Origin of the sequence: Streptomyces sp. NPDC019224 (assembly GCF_040632605.1) — a bacterium.
GTDB lineage: Bacteria > Actinomycetota > Actinomycetes > Streptomycetales > Streptomycetaceae > Streptomyces.
Genome location: NZ_JBEYCF010000033.1, coordinates 13,937 through 32,652, shown reverse-complemented (window position 1 = coordinate 32,652; position 18,716 = coordinate 13,937). Strand labels below are relative to the sequence as shown.

General features: G+C 71.6%; 18 protein-coding genes. 17 read left to right on the top strand and 1 reads right to left on the bottom strand.

Annotated elements, in window-relative coordinates:
* The first annotated feature begins 7 nt into the window (after positions 1 to 7).
* The 11 genes from ruvX to nusB all read left to right on the top strand — a co-directional run bounded on the left by ruvX (position 8) and on the right by nusB (position 9,817).
* Positions 8 to 481: a Holliday junction resolvase RuvX gene (gene ruvX, locus ABZ564_RS21095; RefSeq protein ID WP_360858596.1), complete on the top strand. Its 474-nt coding sequence runs from the start codon at positions 8 to 10 to the stop codon at positions 479 to 481.
* Between the two features lie 95 nt (positions 482 to 576).
* Entirely contained in the window at positions 577 to 2,370 is a 1,794-nt protein-coding gene (gene mltG / locus ABZ564_RS21090) for an endolytic transglycosylase MltG (RefSeq protein ID WP_360858488.1), read from the top strand.
* Positions 2,367 to 3,194 (top strand): shikimate dehydrogenase, encoded by an 828-nt coding sequence (locus tag ABZ564_RS21085; protein WP_360858485.1) that lies wholly within the window; start codon positions 2,367 to 2,369, stop codon positions 3,192 to 3,194. Before mltG ends, ABZ564_RS21085 begins: the two co-directional genes overlap by 4 nt.
* Before the next feature lie 145 nt (positions 3,195 to 3,339).
* Positions 3,340 to 4,524 (top strand): chorismate synthase, encoded by a 1,185-nt coding sequence (gene aroC, locus ABZ564_RS21080; protein ID WP_360858482.1) that lies wholly within the window; start codon positions 3,340 to 3,342, stop codon positions 4,522 to 4,524.
* Entirely contained in the window at positions 4,521 to 5,063 is a 543-nt protein-coding gene (locus ABZ564_RS21075) for a shikimate kinase (protein ID WP_360858480.1), read from the top strand. The genes aroC and ABZ564_RS21075 overlap by 4 nt, the downstream gene beginning before the upstream one ends.
* The gene (gene aroB / locus ABZ564_RS21070) at positions 5,060 to 6,154 is read left to right on the top strand and encodes a 3-dehydroquinate synthase (protein WP_360858477.1); all 1,095 of its coding nucleotides are present in this window, start codon (positions 5,060 to 5,062) and stop codon (positions 6,152 to 6,154) included. Before ABZ564_RS21075 ends, aroB begins: the two co-directional genes overlap by 4 nt.
* Positions 6,151 to 6,591 carry a type II 3-dehydroquinate dehydratase gene (gene aroQ, locus ABZ564_RS21065; protein ID WP_360858474.1) on the top strand — a complete coding sequence of 147 codons (441 nt, stop codon included), beginning with the start codon at positions 6,151 to 6,153 and terminating at the stop codon, positions 6,589 to 6,591. Before aroB ends, aroQ begins: the two co-directional genes overlap by 4 nt.
* Before the next feature lie 116 nt (positions 6,592 to 6,707).
* Positions 6,708 to 7,574, top strand: a complete 867-nt coding sequence (locus ABZ564_RS21060) for a Pro-rich N-terminal domain-containing protein (RefSeq protein WP_360858471.1) — start codon at positions 6,708 to 6,710, stop codon at positions 7,572 to 7,574.
* 86 nt (positions 7,575 to 7,660) lie between these two features.
* Positions 7,661 to 8,767 (top strand): M24 family metallopeptidase, encoded by a 1,107-nt coding sequence (locus ABZ564_RS21055; protein ID WP_360858468.1) that lies wholly within the window; start codon positions 7,661 to 7,663, stop codon positions 8,765 to 8,767.
* 49 nt (positions 8,768 to 8,816) lie between these two features.
* Positions 8,817 to 9,383 (top strand): elongation factor P, encoded by a 567-nt coding sequence (gene efp / locus ABZ564_RS21050; protein ID WP_360858465.1) that lies wholly within the window; start codon positions 8,817 to 8,819, stop codon positions 9,381 to 9,383.
* Between the two features lie 2 nt (positions 9,384 to 9,385).
* Positions 9,386 to 9,817, top strand: a complete 432-nt coding sequence (gene nusB, locus ABZ564_RS21045) for a transcription antitermination factor NusB (protein WP_360858462.1) — start codon at positions 9,386 to 9,388, stop codon at positions 9,815 to 9,817.
* Positions 9,818 to 9,991: 174 nt separating this feature from the next.
* Here the strand turns inward: nusB and bldD are convergent, their stop codons facing one another.
* Entirely contained in the window at positions 9,992 to 10,492 is a 501-nt protein-coding gene (bldD, locus tag ABZ564_RS21040; protein WP_018103903.1) for a transcriptional regulator BldD, read from the bottom strand.
* A 221-nt stretch (positions 10,493 to 10,713) separates the two neighbouring features.
* Between bldD and pyrR the strand changes: the two genes are divergently transcribed.
* The 6 genes from pyrR (at position 10,714) to carB (ending at position 18,690) form a co-directional block, all read left to right on the top strand.
* Positions 10,714 to 11,298: a bifunctional pyr operon transcriptional regulator/uracil phosphoribosyltransferase PyrR gene (gene pyrR / locus ABZ564_RS21035; protein WP_360858459.1), complete on the top strand. Its 585-nt coding sequence runs from the start codon at positions 10,714 to 10,716 to the stop codon at positions 11,296 to 11,298.
* Positions 11,299 to 11,384: 86 nt separating this feature from the next.
* Positions 11,385 to 12,392 carry an aspartate carbamoyltransferase catalytic subunit gene (locus tag ABZ564_RS21030; protein WP_360858594.1) on the top strand — a complete coding sequence of 336 codons (1,008 nt, stop codon included), beginning with the start codon at positions 11,385 to 11,387 and terminating at the stop codon, positions 12,390 to 12,392.
* 2 nt (positions 12,393 to 12,394) lie between these two features.
* Positions 12,395 to 13,681 carry a dihydroorotase gene (locus ABZ564_RS21025; protein ID WP_360858457.1) on the top strand — a complete coding sequence of 429 codons (1,287 nt, stop codon included), beginning with the start codon at positions 12,395 to 12,397 and terminating at the stop codon, positions 13,679 to 13,681.
* Positions 13,678 to 14,253, top strand: a complete 576-nt coding sequence (locus ABZ564_RS21020; RefSeq protein WP_360858454.1) for a hypothetical protein — start codon at positions 13,678 to 13,680, stop codon at positions 14,251 to 14,253. Before ABZ564_RS21025 ends, ABZ564_RS21020 begins: the two co-directional genes overlap by 4 nt.
* The gene (carA, locus tag ABZ564_RS21015) at positions 14,250 to 15,389 is read left to right on the top strand and encodes a glutamine-hydrolyzing carbamoyl-phosphate synthase small subunit (protein ID WP_360858451.1); all 1,140 of its coding nucleotides are present in this window, start codon (positions 14,250 to 14,252) and stop codon (positions 15,387 to 15,389) included. The genes ABZ564_RS21020 and carA overlap by 4 nt, the downstream gene beginning before the upstream one ends.
* Positions 15,382 to 18,690: a carbamoyl-phosphate synthase large subunit gene (carB, locus tag ABZ564_RS21010; RefSeq protein ID WP_360858448.1), complete on the top strand. Its 3,309-nt coding sequence runs from the start codon at positions 15,382 to 15,384 to the stop codon at positions 18,688 to 18,690. Before carA ends, carB begins: the two co-directional genes overlap by 8 nt.
* The last annotated feature ends 26 nt before the right edge of the window (positions 18,691 to 18,716 follow it).

Below are 18,716 nucleotides of genomic sequence, written 5' to 3'. Positions count from 1 at the left end.
CACGGACATGCCGCAGATGCGCCGCGGTCGCCGGCTGGCGATCGACGTCGGGGACGCCCGGATCGGGGTCGCCTCGTGCGACCCCGACGGGATCCTCGCGACGCCGGTGGAGACCGTGCCGGGACGCGACGTCCCGGCCGCCCACCGGCGGCTCGGCCAGATCGTCGCGGAGTACGAGCCGATCGAAGTCGTCGTCGGCCTGCCGCGCTCCCTGGGCGGCGGCGAGGGGCCGGCCGCCGCCAAGGTCCGGGCCTTCGCCGATGTGCTCGCCCGGGCGGTCGCACCCATTCCGGTGCGATTGATGGACGAGAGGATGACCACAGTTACGGCGAGCCAGGGGCTGCGCGCCTCGGGCGTGAAGTCCAAAAAGGGCCGATCCGTCATCGACCAGGCTGCCGCTGTGGTGATCCTTCAGAACGCTCTGGAGTCCGAGCGCGCTTCGGGCCGTCCGCCGGGCGAGGCAGTCGAAGTAGTGGTCTGATCGCAATACGGTAACGTTCCGCGCGATGCGGCGGTGTTCGAACAAGCACCGCACAGCAAAGAGGCGGAACATCGTCTCGCGGCTCAAGGGGATCGATGACTGAGTATGGCCGGGGCCCCGGCTCCGAACCGTGGCATCCCGAGGACCCCTTGTACGGGGACCAGGGGTGGGACGGCCAGCAGCCTGCCCACGGCCAGGCCCCGTACGACAGCCAGAACCAGTACGACGGCCGGCAGCAGTATCAGCAGGGCCAGTACGACCCGTACCAGCAGCAGCCGCACGACCCCTACGCGCAGCAGCACCAGGACCCGTACGCCCACCAGCAGCACCAGCAGCAGGACCCGTACACGCAGCACCAGCAGCAGGACCCGTACGCCCAGCAGCAGTACCAGCAGCAGGCGTACGGGAACCAGCACCCGCAGGACCCGTACGGCCAGCAGCCGCAGCAGCCGCAGCAGCCGCAGCAGCCCGGCTACGGCACCGGCTGGGACACGGGCCAGCAGGCGGTGCCGCCCTACGAGGGCCAGCCGGACGGCACGTACGGTTACGGCGAGACGAACGACTACTACGGCACCCCTGAGGCGTACCCGCCCCCGCAGCCCCCGGGCCGTCGTGAGGACGTATCGGCCCAGGCGCCCGGGCCGGCCCCGGACTGGGACCCGGAGGAGCAGCCGGAGGAGACCCACCCCTTCTTCACGGGCGTGGACGAGAAGGACGGCCGCAAGGCGCCCAGGGACGACGACTACGACGACGATGACGACGGCTCCCGGGGCGGGGGCGGCGGGGAGCGTCGCGGCAAGGGCAAGAAGAAGGGCCGCAGCGGCTGCGCGTGCCTGGTCGTCTCCCTCGTCCTGGTCGCCGGCGTCGGCGGAGCGGGCTACTTCGGCTACTCGTTCTACAAGGACCGCTTCGGCCCGGCCCCCGACTACTCGGGCAGTGGCTCGGGTTCGGTCGAGGTGGAGATCCCGAAGGGCGCGTACGGGTACGACATCGGCAACATCCTGAAGAAGGCCGGCGTCGTGAAGAGCGTCGACGCCTTCGTCTCGGCGCAGAACGAGAACCCGAAGGGCAAGGGAATCCAGGCGGGGGTCTACCTCCTCCACTCGCAGATGTCCGCGGCCGAGGCCGTGAAGATGATGGTGGACCCGAAGAGCCAGAATCTTCTGGTCATACCGGAGGGCACGCCGAACCGGCTGGTGTACGCCTCCATCGACACCAAGCTCGGCATCGCCAAGGGGACGACCGCCAAGGTGGCCGAGAAGCAGGCGGACAGCCTGGGCCTGCCGGGCTGGGCGAAGAATCACGAGGGCGTGCTCGATCCGCTGGAGGGCTTCCTCTACCCGGCTGCGTATCCGGTCACCAAGGGCATGAAGCCGGAGACCGTCCTCAAGTCGATGGTCTCCCGGGCCAACGAGGAGTACAAGAAGGCCGATCTGGAGGCCAACGCCAAGAAGCTGAAGCTCAAGGACCCCTGGCAGCTGATCACCGTCGCCAGTCTCGTCCAGGCCGAGGGCAAGTACAAGCACGACTTCGACAAGGTCGCGCGGGTCGTCTACAACCGGCTCAAGCCCAACAACGTCGAGACCAACGGGCTGCTCGACTTCGACTCCACGGTGAACTACGCGAAGAAGCAGAGCACGCTCGACACCGGAGCCGTTTCGGATCTTCGGAACTTCAAGAACCCGTACAACACGTACTACATCCACGGCCTGCCGCCGGGGCCGATCAACAACCCCGGTGACGCCGCCCTGCAGTCCGCGATCAAGCCCGCCCCCGGCCCCTGGTACTACTTCGTGTCGGTCACCGAGGACAAGACGGTCTTCGCCGTGACCAACGCGGAGCACGAGCGGAACCGGGAGAAGTACAAGAAGGAGCAGGCCGGGCAGTGAGCACCCACCGCCGCGCCGCCGTTCTCGGCTCGCCCATCGCCCACTCGCTCTCCCCGGTCCTGCACCGGGCCGCGTACGCCGAACTCGGGCTCGACCACTGGTCGTACGACCGGTTCGAAGTCGACGAACAGGCGCTGCCCGGGTTCATCGAGGGGCTGGACGGGAGCTGGGCCGGGCTCTCGCTCACCATGCCGCTGAAGCGGGCGATCATCCCGCTGCTCGACGGGATCAGCGACACCGCGGCCTCCGTCGAGGCCGTGAACACCGTGGTCTTCGGCGAGGACGGCCGCCGCACCGGCGACAACACCGACATCCCCGGCATGGTCGCCGCCCTGCGCGAACGCGGCGTCGAGAAGGTGGAGTCCGCCGCGATCCTCGGTGCCGGCGCCACCGCCTCCTCCGCGCTGGCGGCCCTGTCCGGCATCTGCGCCGGACCCGTGACCGCGTACGTCCGCAGCGCGGCCCGCGCCGACGAGATGCGCGGCTGGGGCGAACGGCTCGGCGTCGACATCCGGATCGCCGCCTGGGCCGAGGCCGAGCGGGCGCTGACCGCGCCCCTCGTCATCGCGACCACCCCCGCCGGAGCGGCCGACGCGCTGGCCGGGGCAGTTCCGGAGCGGCCGGGCACGCTCTTCGACGTCCTGTACGAGCCCTGGCCCACCCGGCTCGCCTCCGCCTGGGCCGAACGCGGCGGCGCAGTCGTCGGAGGTCTCGACCTCCTGGTGCACCAGGCGGTCCTTCAGGTCGAGCAGATGACGGGGCGCTCGCCCGCGCCGCTCGCCGCCATGCGCAGAGCCGGGGAACAGGCGCTGGCCGCTCGCTGAAGCCCGTCCGGCCGCGCCCGCGCCGTCCGTCTGCTGGACCGGCGGCGGGGCCGGGGCCCCGTCCGTGGGAGGATCGGGGGCGGCGGGCCAGGGCCGCGCACCCGGTCGCGCCGCTGGATTTCAGGCGCGAGCATGAGGAGCACCGTTGAGCAGGTTGCGCTGGCTGACCGCGGGGGAGTCGCACGGCCCCGCACTGGTGGCGACGCTGGAGGGCCTTCCCGCCGGCGTCCCGGTCACCACGGAGATGGTGGCGGACGCGCTGGCCCGGCGACGGCTCGGTTACGGCCGCGGTGCGCGGATGAAGTTCGAGCGGGACGAGGTCACCTTCCTCGGCGGCGTCCGGCACGGCCTCACCATGGGCTCCCCGGTCGCCGTGATGGTGGGCAACACCGAGTGGCCCAAGTGGGAGCAGGTCATGTCGGCCGACCCGGTCGACCCCCAGGTGCTGGCCGAGCAGGCCCGTAACGCTCCGCTGACCCGGCCCCGGCCCGGCCACGCCGACCTCGCCGGCATGCAGAAGTACGGCTTCGACGAGGCCCGGCCGGTCCTGGAGCGCGCCAGCGCCCGGGAGACCGCCGCCCGCGTCGCCCTCGGTGCCGTCGCCCGGTCCTACCTCAAGGAGACCGCCGGCATCGAGATCGTCAGCCATGTCGTCGAGCTGGCCGCCGCCAAGGCGCCGTACGGGGTCTACCCCGTCCCCGCCGACGTGGAGCGGCTCGACGCCGACCCGGTGCGCTGCCTCGACGCCGACGCGAGCAAGGCGATGGTCGCCGAGATCGACCAGGCCCACAAGGACGGCGACACCCTCGGCGGCGTCGTCGAGGTGCTGGCGTACGGAGTCCCCGTCGGCCTCGGCTCGCACGTGCACTGGGACCGACGGCTCGACTCCCGCCTCGCCGGCGCGCTCATGGGCATCCAGGCCATCAAGGGCGTCGAGGTCGGCGACGGCTTCGACCTCGCCCGGGTGCCGGGGTCCAAGGCGCACGACGAGATCCTGGTGACCGAGGACGGCATCAAGCGCGCCTCCGGCCGGGCCGGCGGCACCGAGGGCGGTCTCACCACCGGTGAGCTGCTGCGCGTCCGCGCCGCCATGAAGCCGATCGCCACCGTGCCGCGCGCCCTGGCCACCGTCGACGTGGTGACCGGCGAGCCCGCCAAGGCCCACCACCAGCGCTCCGACGTCTGCGCCGTGCCGGCCGCCGGCATCGTCGCCGAGGCGATGGTCGCCCTCGTCCTGGCCGACGCCGTGGCGGAGAAGTTCGGCGGCGACAGCGTCACCGAGACCCGCCGCAACGTGCGGTCGTACCTCGACCACCTCCAGATCCGATGACCGGTCCCCTGGTCGTCCTGGTCGGGCCGATGGGCGTCGGCAAGTCCACGGTCGGCGAGCTGCTCGCTGACCGGCTGGGCACCGGCTACCGGGACACCGACGCGGACGTCGTCGCGACCGCGGGCAAGCCCATCGCCGAGATCTTCTACGACGAGGGCGAGGAGCACTTCCGCGCGCTGGAGCGGGAGGCCGTCCGCGCCGCCGTCGCCGAGCACACGGGCGTCCTCTCGCTCGGCGGCGGGGCCGTCCTGGACGAGTCGACCCGCGCGCTGCTCGCCGGCCACCCGGTCGTCTACCTCTCGATGGACGTCGACGAGGCGGTCAGGCGGGTCGGGCTCAACACCGCCCGCCCGCTGCTCGCGGTCAACCCGCGCCGGCAGTGGCGCGAGCTGATGGAGGCCCGCCGGCACCTCTACACCGAGGTCGCCCGCGCGGTCGTCGCCACCGACGAGCGCACACCCGAAGAGGTCGCCCAGGCGGTCCTCGACGCACTGGAGCTGCCGGACGGGGCCCCGTCCGGCCGGGAGAACACACCATGAGCCAGCAGGCACCCACCCGCGTCCGCATCGCAGGCAGCGCGGGCACCGACCCGTACGAGGTACTGATCGGCCGGCAGCTCCTCGGCGAGCTGCCCACGCTCATCGGCACCCGCGCCAAGCGCGTCGCGGTCCTCCACCCCGAGGCCCTCGCCGAGACCGGCGAGGCGGTCCGCCAGGACCTCGCCGACCAGGGCTACGAGGCCATCGCGATCCAGCTGCCCAACGCCGAGGAGGCCAAGACCGTCGAGGTCGCCGCCTACTGCTGGAAGGCCCTCGGCCAGACCGGCTTCACCCGCACCGACGTCATCGTCGGCGTCGGCGGCGGCGCCACCACCGACGTGGCGGGCTTCGTCGCGGCGTCCTGGCTGCGCGGGGTGCGCTGGATCGCCGTACCGACGACCGTGCTCGGCATGGTCGACGCGGCCGTCGGCGGCAAGACCGGCATCAACACCGCCGAGGGCAAGAACCTCGTCGGCGCCTTCCACCCGCCGGCCGGTGTCCTCTGCGACCTGGCCGCCCTGGACTCGCTGCCCGTCCACGACTACGTCTCCGGCATGGCCGAGATCATCAAGGCCGGCTTCATCGCCGACCCGGTGATCCTCGACCTGATCGAACAGGACCCGCAGGCCGCGCGTACGCCCGCCGGACCGCACACCGCCGAGCTCATCGAGCGCTCCATCCGGGTCAAGGCGGACGTCGTCTCCAGCGACCTCAAGGAGTCCGGGCTCCGCGAGATCCTCAACTACGGCCACACCCTGGGCCACGCGATCGAGAAGAACGAGCGCTACAAGTGGCGCCACGGCGCGGCCGTCTCCGTCGGCATGGTCTTCGCCGCCGAACTCGGCCGGCTGGCGGGCCGCCTGGACGACGCCACCGCCGACCGGCACCGCGCGATCCTGGAGTCCGTCGGGCTGCCGCTCACCTACCGCGGCGACCAGTGGCCCAAGCTGCTGGAGAACATGAAGGTCGACAAGAAGTCCCGCGGCGACCTGCTGCGCTTCATCGTCCTGGACGGCCTCGGCAAGCCCGCCGTCCTGGAGGGCCCCGACCCGGCCGTGCTGCTCGCCGCCTACGGGGAGGTCTCGGCATGACCCGCCGGGTCCTCGTGCTCAACGGCCCCAACCTCGGCCGGCTCGGCTCCCGCGAGCCCGACGTCTACGGGTCCACCTCGTACGCCGGTCTCGTCGAGGCCTGCCGCACCCTCGGCAAGGAGCTCGGCCTCGACGCCGACGTGCGCGAGACCAACGACGAGGGCGAGCTGATCCGCTGGCTCCACGAGGCCGCCGACGGTTCGATTCCGGTCGTTCTCAACCCGGGTGCCTTCACGCACTACTCGTACGGCATGCGGGACGCGGCCGCCCAGCGCACCGCCCCGCTGATCGAGGTGCACATCTCGAACCCGTACGCACGGGAGGAATTCCGCCACACCTCGGTGATCGCGCCGGTCGCCACCGGGACCGTGGCCGGATTCGGCATCGGCTCCTACCGGCTCGCCCTGCGCGCCCTGGCGGACGAACTCGCGGACTGAGCAGCCCGACGGGGGCACTCCGGCCCCTCCCCGGCCGTTGTCCGTGCGGCGGCCGGGGAAGGTACGGTTGCCGTTGCACCAGCGCCAGTTGCCTGTACGAGACGGAGTTGCACCGGATGCAGCACGCAGTGGGGGCCCCGCTGCCTCCGCCCCAGGGCCCCGGAAACGGCCCCGCCGGCTGGCCGCACCAGGCCCAGCACCCCGGCCCGCCGGCCCAGCCCCCGGCCGGCCCGCCCTTCCGGCCGCCGGCCGGGCACCCCGGACCGCCGCCCGCGGGGCCGCCCGCGCCGCAGGGCCAGGGCTGGACCGGACCCGCCCCGCAGCAGGCCCCGGCCTCGGCCACCCGCGAGACCACCGGCCACATCCAGCTGCCGCCGGGCGGGCCCGTGCCGCTGCCCGCGCCGCCCGCCGAGCCCGGCACGGGCAACGCGACCCTCGCGGTGCTCCTGATCGGCCCGGCGGGCGCCGGCAAGACCACCGTGGCCCGGCTCTGGGCGGCCCGCCGCCGGGTGCCCACCGCCCACGTCAGCCTCGACGACGTCCGCGAGTGGGTCTGCTCCGGCTTCGCCGACCCGCAGGCCGGGTGGAACGACCAGTCGGAGGCCCAGTACCGCCTGGCCCGTCGTACCTGCGGCTTCGCCGCCCGCAACTTCCTGGCCAACGGGATCTCCTGCATCCTCGACGACGCGGTCTTCCCCGACCGGCCCGTCGTCGGCCTCGGCGGCTGGAAGCGCCACGTCGGCCCCGGACTCCTGCCGGTGGTGCTGCTGCCCGGCCTGGAGATCGTCCTGGAGCGCAACGCCGAGCGCAGCGGCAACCGCCGCCTCTCCGACGAGGAGGTGGCCCGCATCCACGGCCGGATGGCCGGCTGGTACGGCTCCGGGCTGCCGATCATCGACAACTCGACGTACGACGTGGAGACCACCGCCCGGGTCCTGGACGACATACTCGCCCGGTCCCTGGCCAGCCCCCCTTCCTGGTGAGGCGGCGGCGCCCCCCACGGCCGCCCGACCCCCCGGTCGGATGCGCCCGCCGGGCGGGCCCGGCGCCTCGCTCGTACGCTCGACGCATGTCAGAGGTGTACGCCGTCCGACGCGGGCTGCTCCGCGACCGGTGCGCCGCAGTCGGATCCGCGGCCGCCCTGGTCTCCCGTCCCGCCAACGTCCGCTACCTGGCCGGGGGAGCGCCCCCGGGCGCCGTGCTGCTGCTCGGCCCCGGCGAGGACGTCCTGTTCTGCCCCCGCCCCCCGACCGGTGACCCGGCCGACGGGCGTACCGATGAGCACCTGCGGGTGGACCCGCTGCCGGTGGCCGGCGGGGATCCGGTGGTCGCCGCGGCGGACCTGGCCGTCGCGGGCGGCGCGGAGTCGCTGGCCGTCGAGGAGCACGACCTGACGGTCGCCCGGCACCGGGCCATGGCCTCGGTCGCCCCGAAGCTCCGGCTGGCCGATCTGGGCGCCACCGTCGAGCAGCTGCGCATCGTCAAGGACGAGGAGGAGATCGGCTGCCTGCGGATCGCGGCCGAGATCACCGACCAGGCGCTGGGCGAACTCCTCGAATCGATCCTCGTCGGCCGCACCGAACGGCACCTGGCGCTGGAGCTGGAACGCCGGCTGGTGGACCACGGCGCCGACGGCCCCGCCTTCGCGACCTCCGTCGCCACCGGACCGAACTCCGGCCGGGGCCGCCACCGGCCCTCGGACCGGCGGGTGGAGGAAGGGGATTTCCTCTCCGTCTGCCTGGGCGCGAACTACCGCGGCTACCGCTGCGAGATCGGCCGGACCTTCGTCATCGGAACGGCGCCCGCCGACTGGCAGATCGAGCTGTACGAGCTGGTTTTCGCCGCTCAGAGGGCTGGTCGGGAGGCCCTGCTGCCCGGCGCCGAGTACCGTGACGTGGACCGTGCCGCCCGCCATCTCCTGGACTCCGCGGGCCACGGCGAGGGTCTCGCGCCCTTCACCGGCCACGGGGTGGGGCTCGAAATCGACGAGGACCCGCAGCTGGCACCCGCCGCCATGGGTAAACTGGACGCTTGTGTGCCGGTCACCGTCGAACCGGGGGTCCACCTCCCGGGCCGGGGCGGGGTCCGGATCGATGACACGCTCGTCGTGCGCCCCGAGGCGGACGGCGGACCCGAGCTACTCACCATTACGACCAAGGAACTGCTCGCGCTCTAGCGCGTTCCTCGGTCGTTCCACCAGCTTCAGTCCAGGAGATTCCGCAACCGTGGCTTCCACGAACGACCTCAAGAACGGCCTGGTGCTCAAGCTCGACGGAGGCCAGCTCTGGTCCGTCGTCGAGTTCCAGCACGTCAAGCCCGGCAAGGGCCCGGCCTTCGTGCGCACCAAGCTCAAGAACGTGCTGTCCGGCAAGGTCGTCGACAAGACGTTCAACGCCGGCGTGAAGGTCGAGACGGCCACCGTCGACAAGCGCGACATGCAGTTCTCGTACATGGACGGCGACTACTTCGTCTTCATGGACATGGACACCTACGACCAGCTGATGGTCGAGCGCAAGGCCGTCGGCGACGCCGCCAACTTCCTGATCGAGGGCTTCACCGCCACCGTCGCCCAGCACGAGGGCGAGGTGCTCTACGTCGAGCTGCCGGCCGCCGTCGAGCTGACCATCCAGCACACGGACCCGGGCGTCCAGGGCGACCGCTCCACCGGTGGCACCAAGCCGGCCACCCTGGAGACCGGCTACGAGATCGGCGTCCCGCTCTTCATCACCACGGGTGAGAAGATCAAGGTCGACACCCGCTCCGGCGACTACCTCGGCCGGGTGAACAGCTAACCGTGGCTGCCCGGAACACGGCCCGCAAGCGCGCCTTCCAGATCCTCTTCGAGGCCGACCAGCGCGGCGAGTCCGTGCTGACGGTCCTCGCGGACTGGGTGCGGCACTCGCGGTCCGACACCCGTCAGCCGCCGGTCACCGAGTACACGATGGAGCTCGTCGAGGGGTACGCGCAGTACGCGGACCGCATCGACGACCTCATCGTCACCTACGCCGTGGACTGGGAGATCGACCGCATGCCGGTCGTCGACCGGAACATCCTGCGGCTCGGTGCGTACGAGCTGATCTGGGTCGACGCGACCCCGGACGCGGTGGTGATCGACGAGGCGGTGCAGATCGCCAAGGAGTTCTCCACCGACGACTCCCCGTCCTTCGTGAACGGCCTGCTGGCCCGCTTCAAGGACCTCAAGCCGAACCTCCGCCGGGAGCAGTGACCCCGGCGGCGTTCCGCCGACGAAGGGCCCATGGCCGTGCTTGGAGCCATGGGCCCTTCGGCATGCCCGGAGCCGTCCGTTCACCTGCCGCCGGGCCCATGAGAAAAGCCGGGCCCGGCGGGGCTCCCGTGGGGGCCCCGCCGAACCCGGCGGCACGTTTCTTCGAGGGGCTGCTCAGCCCTCGTCGTGGGCGACGGCGCGGCGCGCGTCCGCGTCCAGCACGCCCCAGCTGATCAGCTGCTCCGTCAGCACGGAAGGCGACTGGTCGTAGATCACGGCCAGCGTGCGCAGGTCGTCCTGGCGGATCGAGAGCACCTTGCCGTTGTAGTCGCCGCGCTGGCTCTGGATCGTCGCCGCGTAACGCTGGAGGGGACCGGCCTTCTCCGGCGGCACGTGCGCCAGGCGCTCCAGCTGGAGGACGAGCTTCGGCGGCGGCTCGGCGGCACCGCCGGGCGTCGTGCCCGGCAGGAGCTCCTGGACCGGGACGCCGTAGAAGTCCGCCAGCTCGGCAAGGCGCTGCACGGTCACGGCACGGTCGCCGCGCTCGTACGAACCGACCACGACGGCCTTCCAGCGGCCCTGGGACTTCTCCTCCACGCCGTGGAGGGAGAGGCCCTGCTGGGTGCGGATGGCGCGGAGCTTGGCCCCGAGCTGTTTTGCGTATTCGCTGGACATAAGGCTCCCCGGACGCTGGAACGTTCGCGGCTGGGCCGCGTGGCTGGTAACTCACTGTGAGGTTACGCAGCGTTACTTGGCCGCGTCAAGCTGAGATGGTCCGTACCGGCTCTCCCCCGGGGTGGGGCGGAGGTCCGGCACGTGCCCTGGTAACGTGGACGACGCAATTTCGACGTCCTTTAAGGTCCGTCCCGTGAGGCGGAGAAGGAGGTCCGTTTCTTATGGACGCACAGCACGACGCCACCGGCAACGCGGCACGCCCCGTTCTGGAGGCCCCCGACATCGCACGGGTCCTGACCCGCATCGCCCACGAGATCGTCGAACGCGCCAAGGGTGCCGACGACGTGGTCCTCCTCGGCATCCCGACCCGCGGCGTCTTCCTCGCCCGCCGGCTCGCCGCCAAGCTCGAGGAGATCACCGGCTCCACGATGCCGGTCGGCTCCCTCGACATCACCATGTACCGCGACGACCTCAGGATGCGTCCCGCCCGCGCCCTGGCCCGCACCGAGATCCCCGGCGAGGGCATCGAGGGCCGCCTGGTCGTCCTCGTCGACGACGTCCTCTTCTCCGGCCGCACGATCCGCGCCGCCCTCGACGCGCTCGGCGACATCGGCCGGCCCCGTGCGGTGCAGCTCGCGGTCCTCGTCGACCGGGGCCACCGCGAACTGCCGATCCGCGCCGACTACGTCGGCAAGAACCTCCCCACGTCGCTGCGGGAGACGGTCAAGGTCCAGCTCGCCGAGGAGGACGGCCGCGACGCCGTGCTGCTCGGGGTCGAGCAGGCCGCCCCCGCGGGCGAGCGTTAGCTCTCCGTCCGTACGGCCCACCCGCCGTACGGCGGCTTCCGCGTGCCCGCATGCCTGAAACCTCCAGCCACCCGGAGAACACCCAGATGAAGCGCCACCTCATCTCGGCCGCCGACCTCACCCGCGACGACGCCGTCCTGATCCTCGACACCGCCGAGGAGATGGCCAGGGTCGCGGACCGGCCGATCAAGAAGCTCCCGACCCTGCGCGGCCGTACCGTCGTCAACCTCTTCTTCGAGGACTCGACGCGGACCCGCATCTCCTTCGAGGCGGCCGCCAAGCGGCTGTCCGCCGACGTCATCAACTTCTCCGCGAAGGGCTCGTCCGTCTCCAAGGGCGAGTCGCTCAAGGACACCGCCCTGACCCTGGAGGCGATGGGCGCCGACGCCGTCGTCATCCGCCACGGCGCCTCCGGCGCCCCGTACCGGCTGGCCACCTCCGGCTGGATCGACGGCGCGGTCGTCAACGCCGGCGACGGCACCCACGAGCACCCCACCCAGGCCCTCCTGGACGCCTTCACGATGCGCCGCCGGCTCGTCGGCGCCGACGCCGGCCTCGGCAAGGACCTCGACGGCCGCCGGATCACCATCGTCGGTGACATCCTGCACAGCCGGGTTGCCCGCTCCAATGTCCACCTGCTGAACACGCTCGGCGCCCACGTCACCCTCGTGGCCCCGCCCACCCTGGTCCCGGTCGGCGTCGAGCAGTGGCCCTGCGACGTCAGCTACAGCCTCGACGACGTGCTGCACCGCTCCGACGCTGTGATGATGCTTCGTGTGCAGCGTGAGCGGATGAACGCCGCCTACTTCCCGACCGAGCGCGAGTACTCGCGCCGCTACGGCCTGGACGGCGAGCGCATGGCGAAGATGCCCGAGCACGCCGTCGTCATGCACCCCGGCCCCATGGTCCGCGGGATGGAGATCACCGCCGAGGTCGCCGACTCCGACCGCTGCACGGTCGTCGAGCAGGTCGCCAACGGCGTCTCCATCCGGATGGCCGTGCTCTACCTGCTGCTCGGCGGCTACGAGCCGGCCGCCGTACCCGCCCACCCGTCGCCCGCCCCCACCACCGCCCGCACCGAGGAGAACAAGTAACCATGAGCAAGATCCTTATCCGCGGCGCGAAGGTACTCGGCGGCGACCCGCAGGACGTCCTCATCGACGGCGAGACCATCGCCGCCGTCGGCACCGGCCTCGACGCCGGCGACGCCACCGTGATCGAGGCGGCCGGCCAGGTCCTGCTGCCCGGCCTCGTCGACCTCCACACCCACCTGCGCGAGCCCGGCCGCGAGGACTCCGAGACCGTCCTCACCGGCACCAGGGCCGCCGCGGCCGGCGGCTTCACCGCCGTGCACGCCATGGCCAACACCTTCCCGGTCGCCGACACCGCCGGCGTCGTCGAGCAGGTCTGGCGGCTCGGCAAGGAGTCCGGCTACTGCGACGTGCAGCCCATCGGCGCCGTCACCGTCGGCCTGGAGGGAAAGCAGCTCGCCGAGCTCGGCGCCATGCACGACTCCGCCGCCGGGGTGAAGGTCTTCTCCGACGACGGCAAGTGCGTCGACGACGCGGTCATCATGCGCCGCGCCCTGGAGTACGTGAAGGCGTTCGACGGCGTCGTCGCCCAGCACGCCCAGGAGCCCCGCCTCACCGAGGGCGCCCAGATGAACGAGGGCGTCGTCTCGTCGGAGCTGGGCCTCGGCGGGTGGCCCGCCGTCGCCGAGGAGTCGATCATCGCCCGGGACGTCCTGCTCGCCGCGCACGTCGGCTCCCGGGTCCACATCTGCCACCTGTCGACCGCGGGCTCCGTCGAGATCGTGCGCTGGGCCAAGTCCAAGGGCTGGAACGTCACCGCCGAGGTCACCCCGCACCACCTGCTCCTCACCGACGAGCTCGTCCGGACCTACAACCCCGTCTACAAGGTGAACCCGCCGCTGCGCACCGAGGCCGACGTGCTGGCCCTGCGCGAGGCCCTCGCCGACGGCACCATCGACTGCGTCGCCACCGACCACGCCCCGCACCCGCACGAGGACAAGGACTGCGAGTGGGCCGCGGCCGCCATGGGCATGGTGGGCCTGGAGACCGCGCTCTCCGTCGTCCAGCAGACGATGGTCGAGACCGGGCTGCTCGACTGGGCCGGTGTCGCCGACCGCATGTCGGCACGCCCCGCCGCCATCGGACGGCTCGAAGGACACGGCCGCCCCGTCTCGGCGGGCGAGCCCGCCAACCTCACCCTGGTCGATCCGGCATACCGTGGAGAGGTGGACCCCGCGGGCTTCGCCTCCCGCAGCCGCAACACCCCGTACGAGGGGCGCGAGCTGCCGGGCCGAGTGACCCACACCTTCCTGCGGGGCCGTGCCACGGTCGTCGACGGGAAGCTCGCGTGACAACACTGACCCTGTACCAACTGGCCGCCGAGCGGAAATCGGCGGAGGTGACCGACTGGTCCGCCCGCATCAGCTGGGTGATCGGACTCGTCGTCCTCGTCGTCCTCGTCTACTGGCTGATGCGCCAGGGCTGGAAGTGGCGCGGGAACCTCCAGTCGGACCTGCCCGCCCCGGCGACCGCACCGGACGGCTTCGCGGACGGCGAGAAGCTGCTCACCCTCACCGGCCGCTACCACGCGTCGACCACGGCCGGGCAGTGGCTCGACCGGATCGTCGCCCACGGCCTCGGCACCCGCAGCCGCGTCGAGCTCACCCTCACCGCGGACGGCCTCGACGTCGTACGGCCCGGCGCGGCGGACTTCTTCGTCCCGGCCGCCGACCTGCGCGGCGCCCGTACCGAAAAGGCACTGGCGGGCAAGGTCCTGCCCGAGGGCGGTCTCCTCGTCATCACCTGGGCGCTCGGCGACCGGCTGATCGACTCCGGATTCCGCTCCGATCACTCGGCCGAACACCCCGCCTGGGTCGACGCCGTCAACCATCTCACCAGCACTACGGAAGGCATCGCACGATGACTACCTCCACCCGGGGAGCCCAGGCTCCCGCCGTACTCGTTCTGGAGGACGGCCGCACCTTCCGCGGCCGTGCCTACGGGGCTGTGGGGGAGACCTTCGGCGAGGCGGTCTTCTCCACCGGCATGACCGGCTACCAGGAGACGCTGACCGACCCCTCGTACCACCGCCAGGTCGTCGTGATGACCGCCCCCCACGTCGGCAACACCGGCGTCAACGACGAGGACCCCGAGTCCAAGCAGATCTGGGTCTCCGGCTACGTCGTCCGCGACCCCGCCCGCACCCCCTCCAACTGGCGCTCCCGCCGCACCCTCGACGAGGAGCTGGCGAACCAGGGCGTCGTCGGCATCAGCGGCGTCGACACCCGCGCCCTCACCCGCCATCTGCGCGAGCGCGGCGCGATGCGCGTCGGCATCTTCTCCGGCGACGCCGTCACCGACGAGGCCGCGATGCTGGCCCGCGTCCAGGAGGCCCCCGAGATGAAGGGCGCCGACCTGTCCGCCGAGGTCGCCACCAAGGAGACCTACGTCGTCCCCGCGATCGGCACCAAGAAGTTCACCGTCGCCGCGATCGACCTGGGCATCAAGGGCATGACCCCGCACCGGATGGCCGAGCGCGGCATCGAGGTGCACGTCCTGCCCGCCACCGCGACCCTGGAGGAGATCTACGCGGTCGCCCCCGACGGCGTCTTCTTCTCCAACGGCCCCGGCGACCCCTCCACCGCCGACCACCCGGTCGCCCTGATGCAGGGCGTCCTGGAGCGGCAGACCCCGCTCTTCGGCATCTGCTTCGGCAACCAGATCCTGGGCCGCGCGCTCGGCTTCGGCACGTACAAGCTGAAGTACGGCCACCGCGGCATCAACCAGCCCGTGCAGGACCGCTCGACCGGCAAGGTCGAGGTCACCGCGCACAACCACGGCTTCGCCGTCGACGCCCCCCTCGACAAGGTCTCCGACACCGCCTACGGCCGGGCCGAGGTCTCCCACGTATGCCTGAACGACCAGGTCGTCGAGGGCCTCCAGCTGCTCGACCGGCCGGCCTTCAGCGTCCAGTACCACCCCGAGGCGGCCGCCGGCCCGCACGACGCCGCGTACCTCTTCGACCGCTTCGTTTCCCTGATGGAGGGCCAGCGTGCCTAAGCGCTCCGATATCCAGTCCGTCCTGGTCATCGGGTCCGGCCCGATCGTCATCGGGCAGGCCGCCGAGTTCGACTACTCCGGCACCCAGGCGTGCCGCGTGCTCAAGGCCGAGGGCCTGCGCGTCATCCTGGTGAACTCCAACCCGGCGACGATCATGACCGACCCGGAGATCGCCGACGCCACGTACGTCGAGCCGATCACCCCCGAGTTCGTCGAGAAGATCATCGCCAAGGAGCGCCCCGACGCGCTGCTGCCCACCCTGGGCGGCCAGACCGCGCTGAACACCGCGATCTCCATGCACGAGAACGGTGTCCTCGACAAGTACGGCGTCGAGCTCATCGGCGCCAACGTCGAGGCCATCAACAAGGGCGAGGACCGCGACCTCTTCAAGGGCGTCGTCGAGGCCGTCAAGGAGAAGATCGGCTACGGCGAGTCCGCCCGCTCGGTCATCTGCCACTCCATGGACGACGTCCTCGCCGGCGTCGAGACCCTTGGCGGCTACCCCGTCGTCGTCCGCCCCTCCTTCACCATGGGCGGCGCCGGCTCCGGCTTCGCCCACGACGAGGAGGAGCTGCGCCGCATCGCCGGACAGGGCCTCACGCTCTCCCCGACCACCGAGGTGCTCCTCGAGGAGTCCATCCTCGGCTGGAAGGAGTACGAGCTGGAGCTGATGCGCGACCGCAACGACAACGTCGTGGTCGTCTGCTCCATCGAGAACTTCGACCCGATGGGCGTCCACACCGGCGACTCGATCACCGTCGCCCCGGCGATGACGCTCACCGACCGCGAGTACCAGCGGCTGCGCGACATCGGCATCGCGATCATCCGCGAGGTCGGCGTCGACACCGGCGGCTGCAACATCCAGTTCGCGATCGACCCGTCCGACGGGCGCGTCATCGTGATCGAGATGAACCCGCGCGTCTCCCGCTCCTCGGCGCTCGCCTCCAAGGCCACCGGCTTCCCGATCGCCAAGATCGCCGCCAAGCTGGCCGTCGGCTACACGCTCGACGAGATCCCCAACGACATCACCGAGAAGACGCCGGCCTCCTTCGAGCCGACCCTCGACTACGTCGTCGTCAAGGCCCCGCGCTTCGCCTTCGAGAAGTTCCCCTCCGCCGACTCCACCCTCACCACCACCATGAAGTCGGTGGGCGAGGCCATGGCGATCGGCCGGAACTTCACCGAGGCCCTGCAGAAGGCCCTGCGCTCCCTGGAGAAGAAGGGCTCGCAGTTCACCTTCACCGGCGAGCCCGGCGACAAGGCCGAGCTGCTGGCCGAGGCGGTCCGCCCGACCGACGGCCGGATCAACACCGTCATGCAGGCGATCCGGGCCGGCGCCACCCAGGAGGAGGTCTTCGACGCCACGAAGATCGACCCCTGGTTCGTCGACCAGCTCTTCCTGATCAAGGAGATCGCCGACGAGCTGGCCGCCGCCGACAAGCTCGGCCCCGAGCTGCTCGCCGAGGCCAAGCGGCACGGCTTCTCCGACGTCCAGATCGCCGAGATCCGCGGCCTGCGCGAGGACGTCGTCCGCGAGGTGCGGCACGCGCTGGGCATCCGCCCGGTCTACAAGACGGTCGACACCTGCGCCGCCGAGTTCGCCGCGAAGACGCCGTACTTCTACTCCTCCTACGACGAGGAGAGCGAGGTCGCGCCCCGCACCAAGCCCGCGGTGATCATCCTGGGCTCCGGCCCCAACCGCATCGGCCAGGGCATCGAGTTCGACTACTCCTGCGTCCACGCCTCCTTCGCGCTCAGCGACGCCGGCTACGAGACCGTGATGGTCAACTGCAACCCGGAGACGGTCTCCACCGACTACGACACCTCCGACCGCCTGTACTTCGAGCCGCTGACGCTCGAGGACGTGCTGGAGATCGTGCACGCCGAGTCCCTCGCGGGCCCGATCGCCGGAGTCGTCGTCCAGCTCGGCGGCCAGACCCCGCTGGGCCTGTCGCAGGCGCTCAAGGACAACGGCGTGCCCGTCGTCGGTACCTCCCCGGAGGCGATCCACGCCGCCGAGGACCGCGGCGCCTTCGGCCGCGTCCTGGCCGAGGCCGGCCTGCCCGCCCCCAAGCACGGCACCGCCACCACCTTCGCCGAGGCCAAGGAGATCGCCGACGAGATCGGCTACCCCGTCCTCGTACGCCCGTCCTACGTGCTCGGCGGGCGCGGCATGGAGATCGTGTACGACGAGACCCGGCTCTCCGCGTACATCTCCGAGTCCACCGAGATCAGCCCCACCCGGCCGGTCCTGGTCGACCGCTTCCTCGACGACGCCATCGAGATCGACGTCGACGCCCTCTACGACGGCACCGAGCTCTACCTCGGCGGCGTCATGGAGCACATCGAGGAAGCCGGCATCCACTCCGGCGACTCCGCCTGCGCCCTCCCCCCGATCACCCTCGGCGGCCACGACATCAAGCGGCTGCGCGCCTCCACCGAGGCCATCGCCAAGGGCGTCGGCGTCCGCGGCCTGATCAACATCCAGTTCGCGCTCTCCGGCGACATCCTCTACGTGCTGGAGGCCAACCCGCGCGCCTCGCGGACCGTGCCCTTCACCTCGAAGGCGACCGCGGTCCCGCTCGCCAAGGCCGCCGCCCGGATCTCGCTGGGCGCGACCGTCGCCGAGCTCCGCGCGGAGGGCCTGCTGCCCCGGACCGGCGACGGCGGCACCCTGCCGCTGGACGCGCCGATCTCCGTCAAGGAGGCCGTCATGCCGTGGTCGCGCTTCCGCGACATCCACGGCCGCGGCGTCGACACCATCCTCGGCCCGGAGATGCGCTCCACCGGCGAGGTCATGGGCATCGACTCGGTCTTCGGCACGGCGTACGCCAAGTCGCAGGCCGGCGCCTACGGGCCGCTGCCCACCAAGGGCCGCGCCTTCATCTCGGTGGCCAACCGCGACAAGCGCTCGATGATCTTCCCGGCCCGCGAGCTGGTCGCCCACGGCTTCGAGCTGCTGGCCACCTCCGGCACCGCCGAGGTCCTCAAGCGCAACGGCATCAACGCCACCGTGGTGCGCAAGCAGTCCGAGGGCGAGGGCCCGGACGGCGAGCCGACCATCGTCCAGCTGATCCACGAGGGCGGTGTCGACCTCATCGTCAACACCCCCTACGGGACCGGCGGCCGGCTCGACGGCTACGAGATCCGCACCGCGGCCGTCGCCCGGTCCGTGCCGTGCCTGACCACGGTCCAGGCGCTCGCCGCGGCGGTCCAGGGCATCGACGCCCTCAACAACGGAGACGTCGGCGTCCGTTCCCTCCAGGAACACGCGGAGCATCTGACCGCGGCCCGCGACTAGGCAGCCCACAAGGGGGACACCGGAAA

Bases quoted from the DNA above. Each gene is read 5' to 3' on its own strand.
- ruvX (WP_360858596.1), top strand. From the start codon at position 8: ATGCCGCAGATGCGCCGCGGTCGCCGGCTGGCGATCGACGTCGGGGAC.
- mltG (WP_360858488.1), top strand. From the start codon at position 577: ATGACTGAGTATGGCCGGGGCCCCGGCTCCGAACCGTGGCATCCCGAG.
- ABZ564_RS21075 (WP_360858480.1), top strand. From the start codon at position 4,521: ATGACCGGTCCCCTGGTCGTCCTGGTCGGGCCGATGGGCGTCGGCAAG.
- aroB (WP_360858477.1), top strand. From the start codon at position 5,060: ATGAGCCAGCAGGCACCCACCCGCGTCCGCATCGCAGGCAGCGCGGGC.
- aroQ (WP_360858474.1), top strand. From the start codon at position 6,151: ATGACCCGCCGGGTCCTCGTGCTCAACGGCCCCAACCTCGGCCGGCTC.
- ABZ564_RS21060 (WP_360858471.1), top strand. From the start codon at position 6,708: ATGCAGCACGCAGTGGGGGCCCCGCTGCCTCCGCCCCAGGGCCCCGGA.
- ABZ564_RS21055 (WP_360858468.1), top strand. From the start codon at position 7,661: ATGTCAGAGGTGTACGCCGTCCGACGCGGGCTGCTCCGCGACCGGTGC.
- bldD (WP_018103903.1), bottom strand. From the start codon at position 10,492: ATGTCCAGCGAATACGCAAAACAGCTCGGGGCCAAGCTCCGCGCCATC.
- pyrR (WP_360858459.1), top strand. From the start codon at position 10,714: ATGGACGCACAGCACGACGCCACCGGCAACGCGGCACGCCCCGTTCTG.
- ABZ564_RS21030 (WP_360858594.1), top strand. From the start codon at position 11,385: ATGAAGCGCCACCTCATCTCGGCCGCCGACCTCACCCGCGACGACGCC.
- ABZ564_RS21025 (WP_360858457.1), top strand. From the start codon at position 12,395: ATGAGCAAGATCCTTATCCGCGGCGCGAAGGTACTCGGCGGCGACCCG.
- carA (WP_360858451.1), top strand. From the start codon at position 14,250: ATGACTACCTCCACCCGGGGAGCCCAGGCTCCCGCCGTACTCGTTCTG.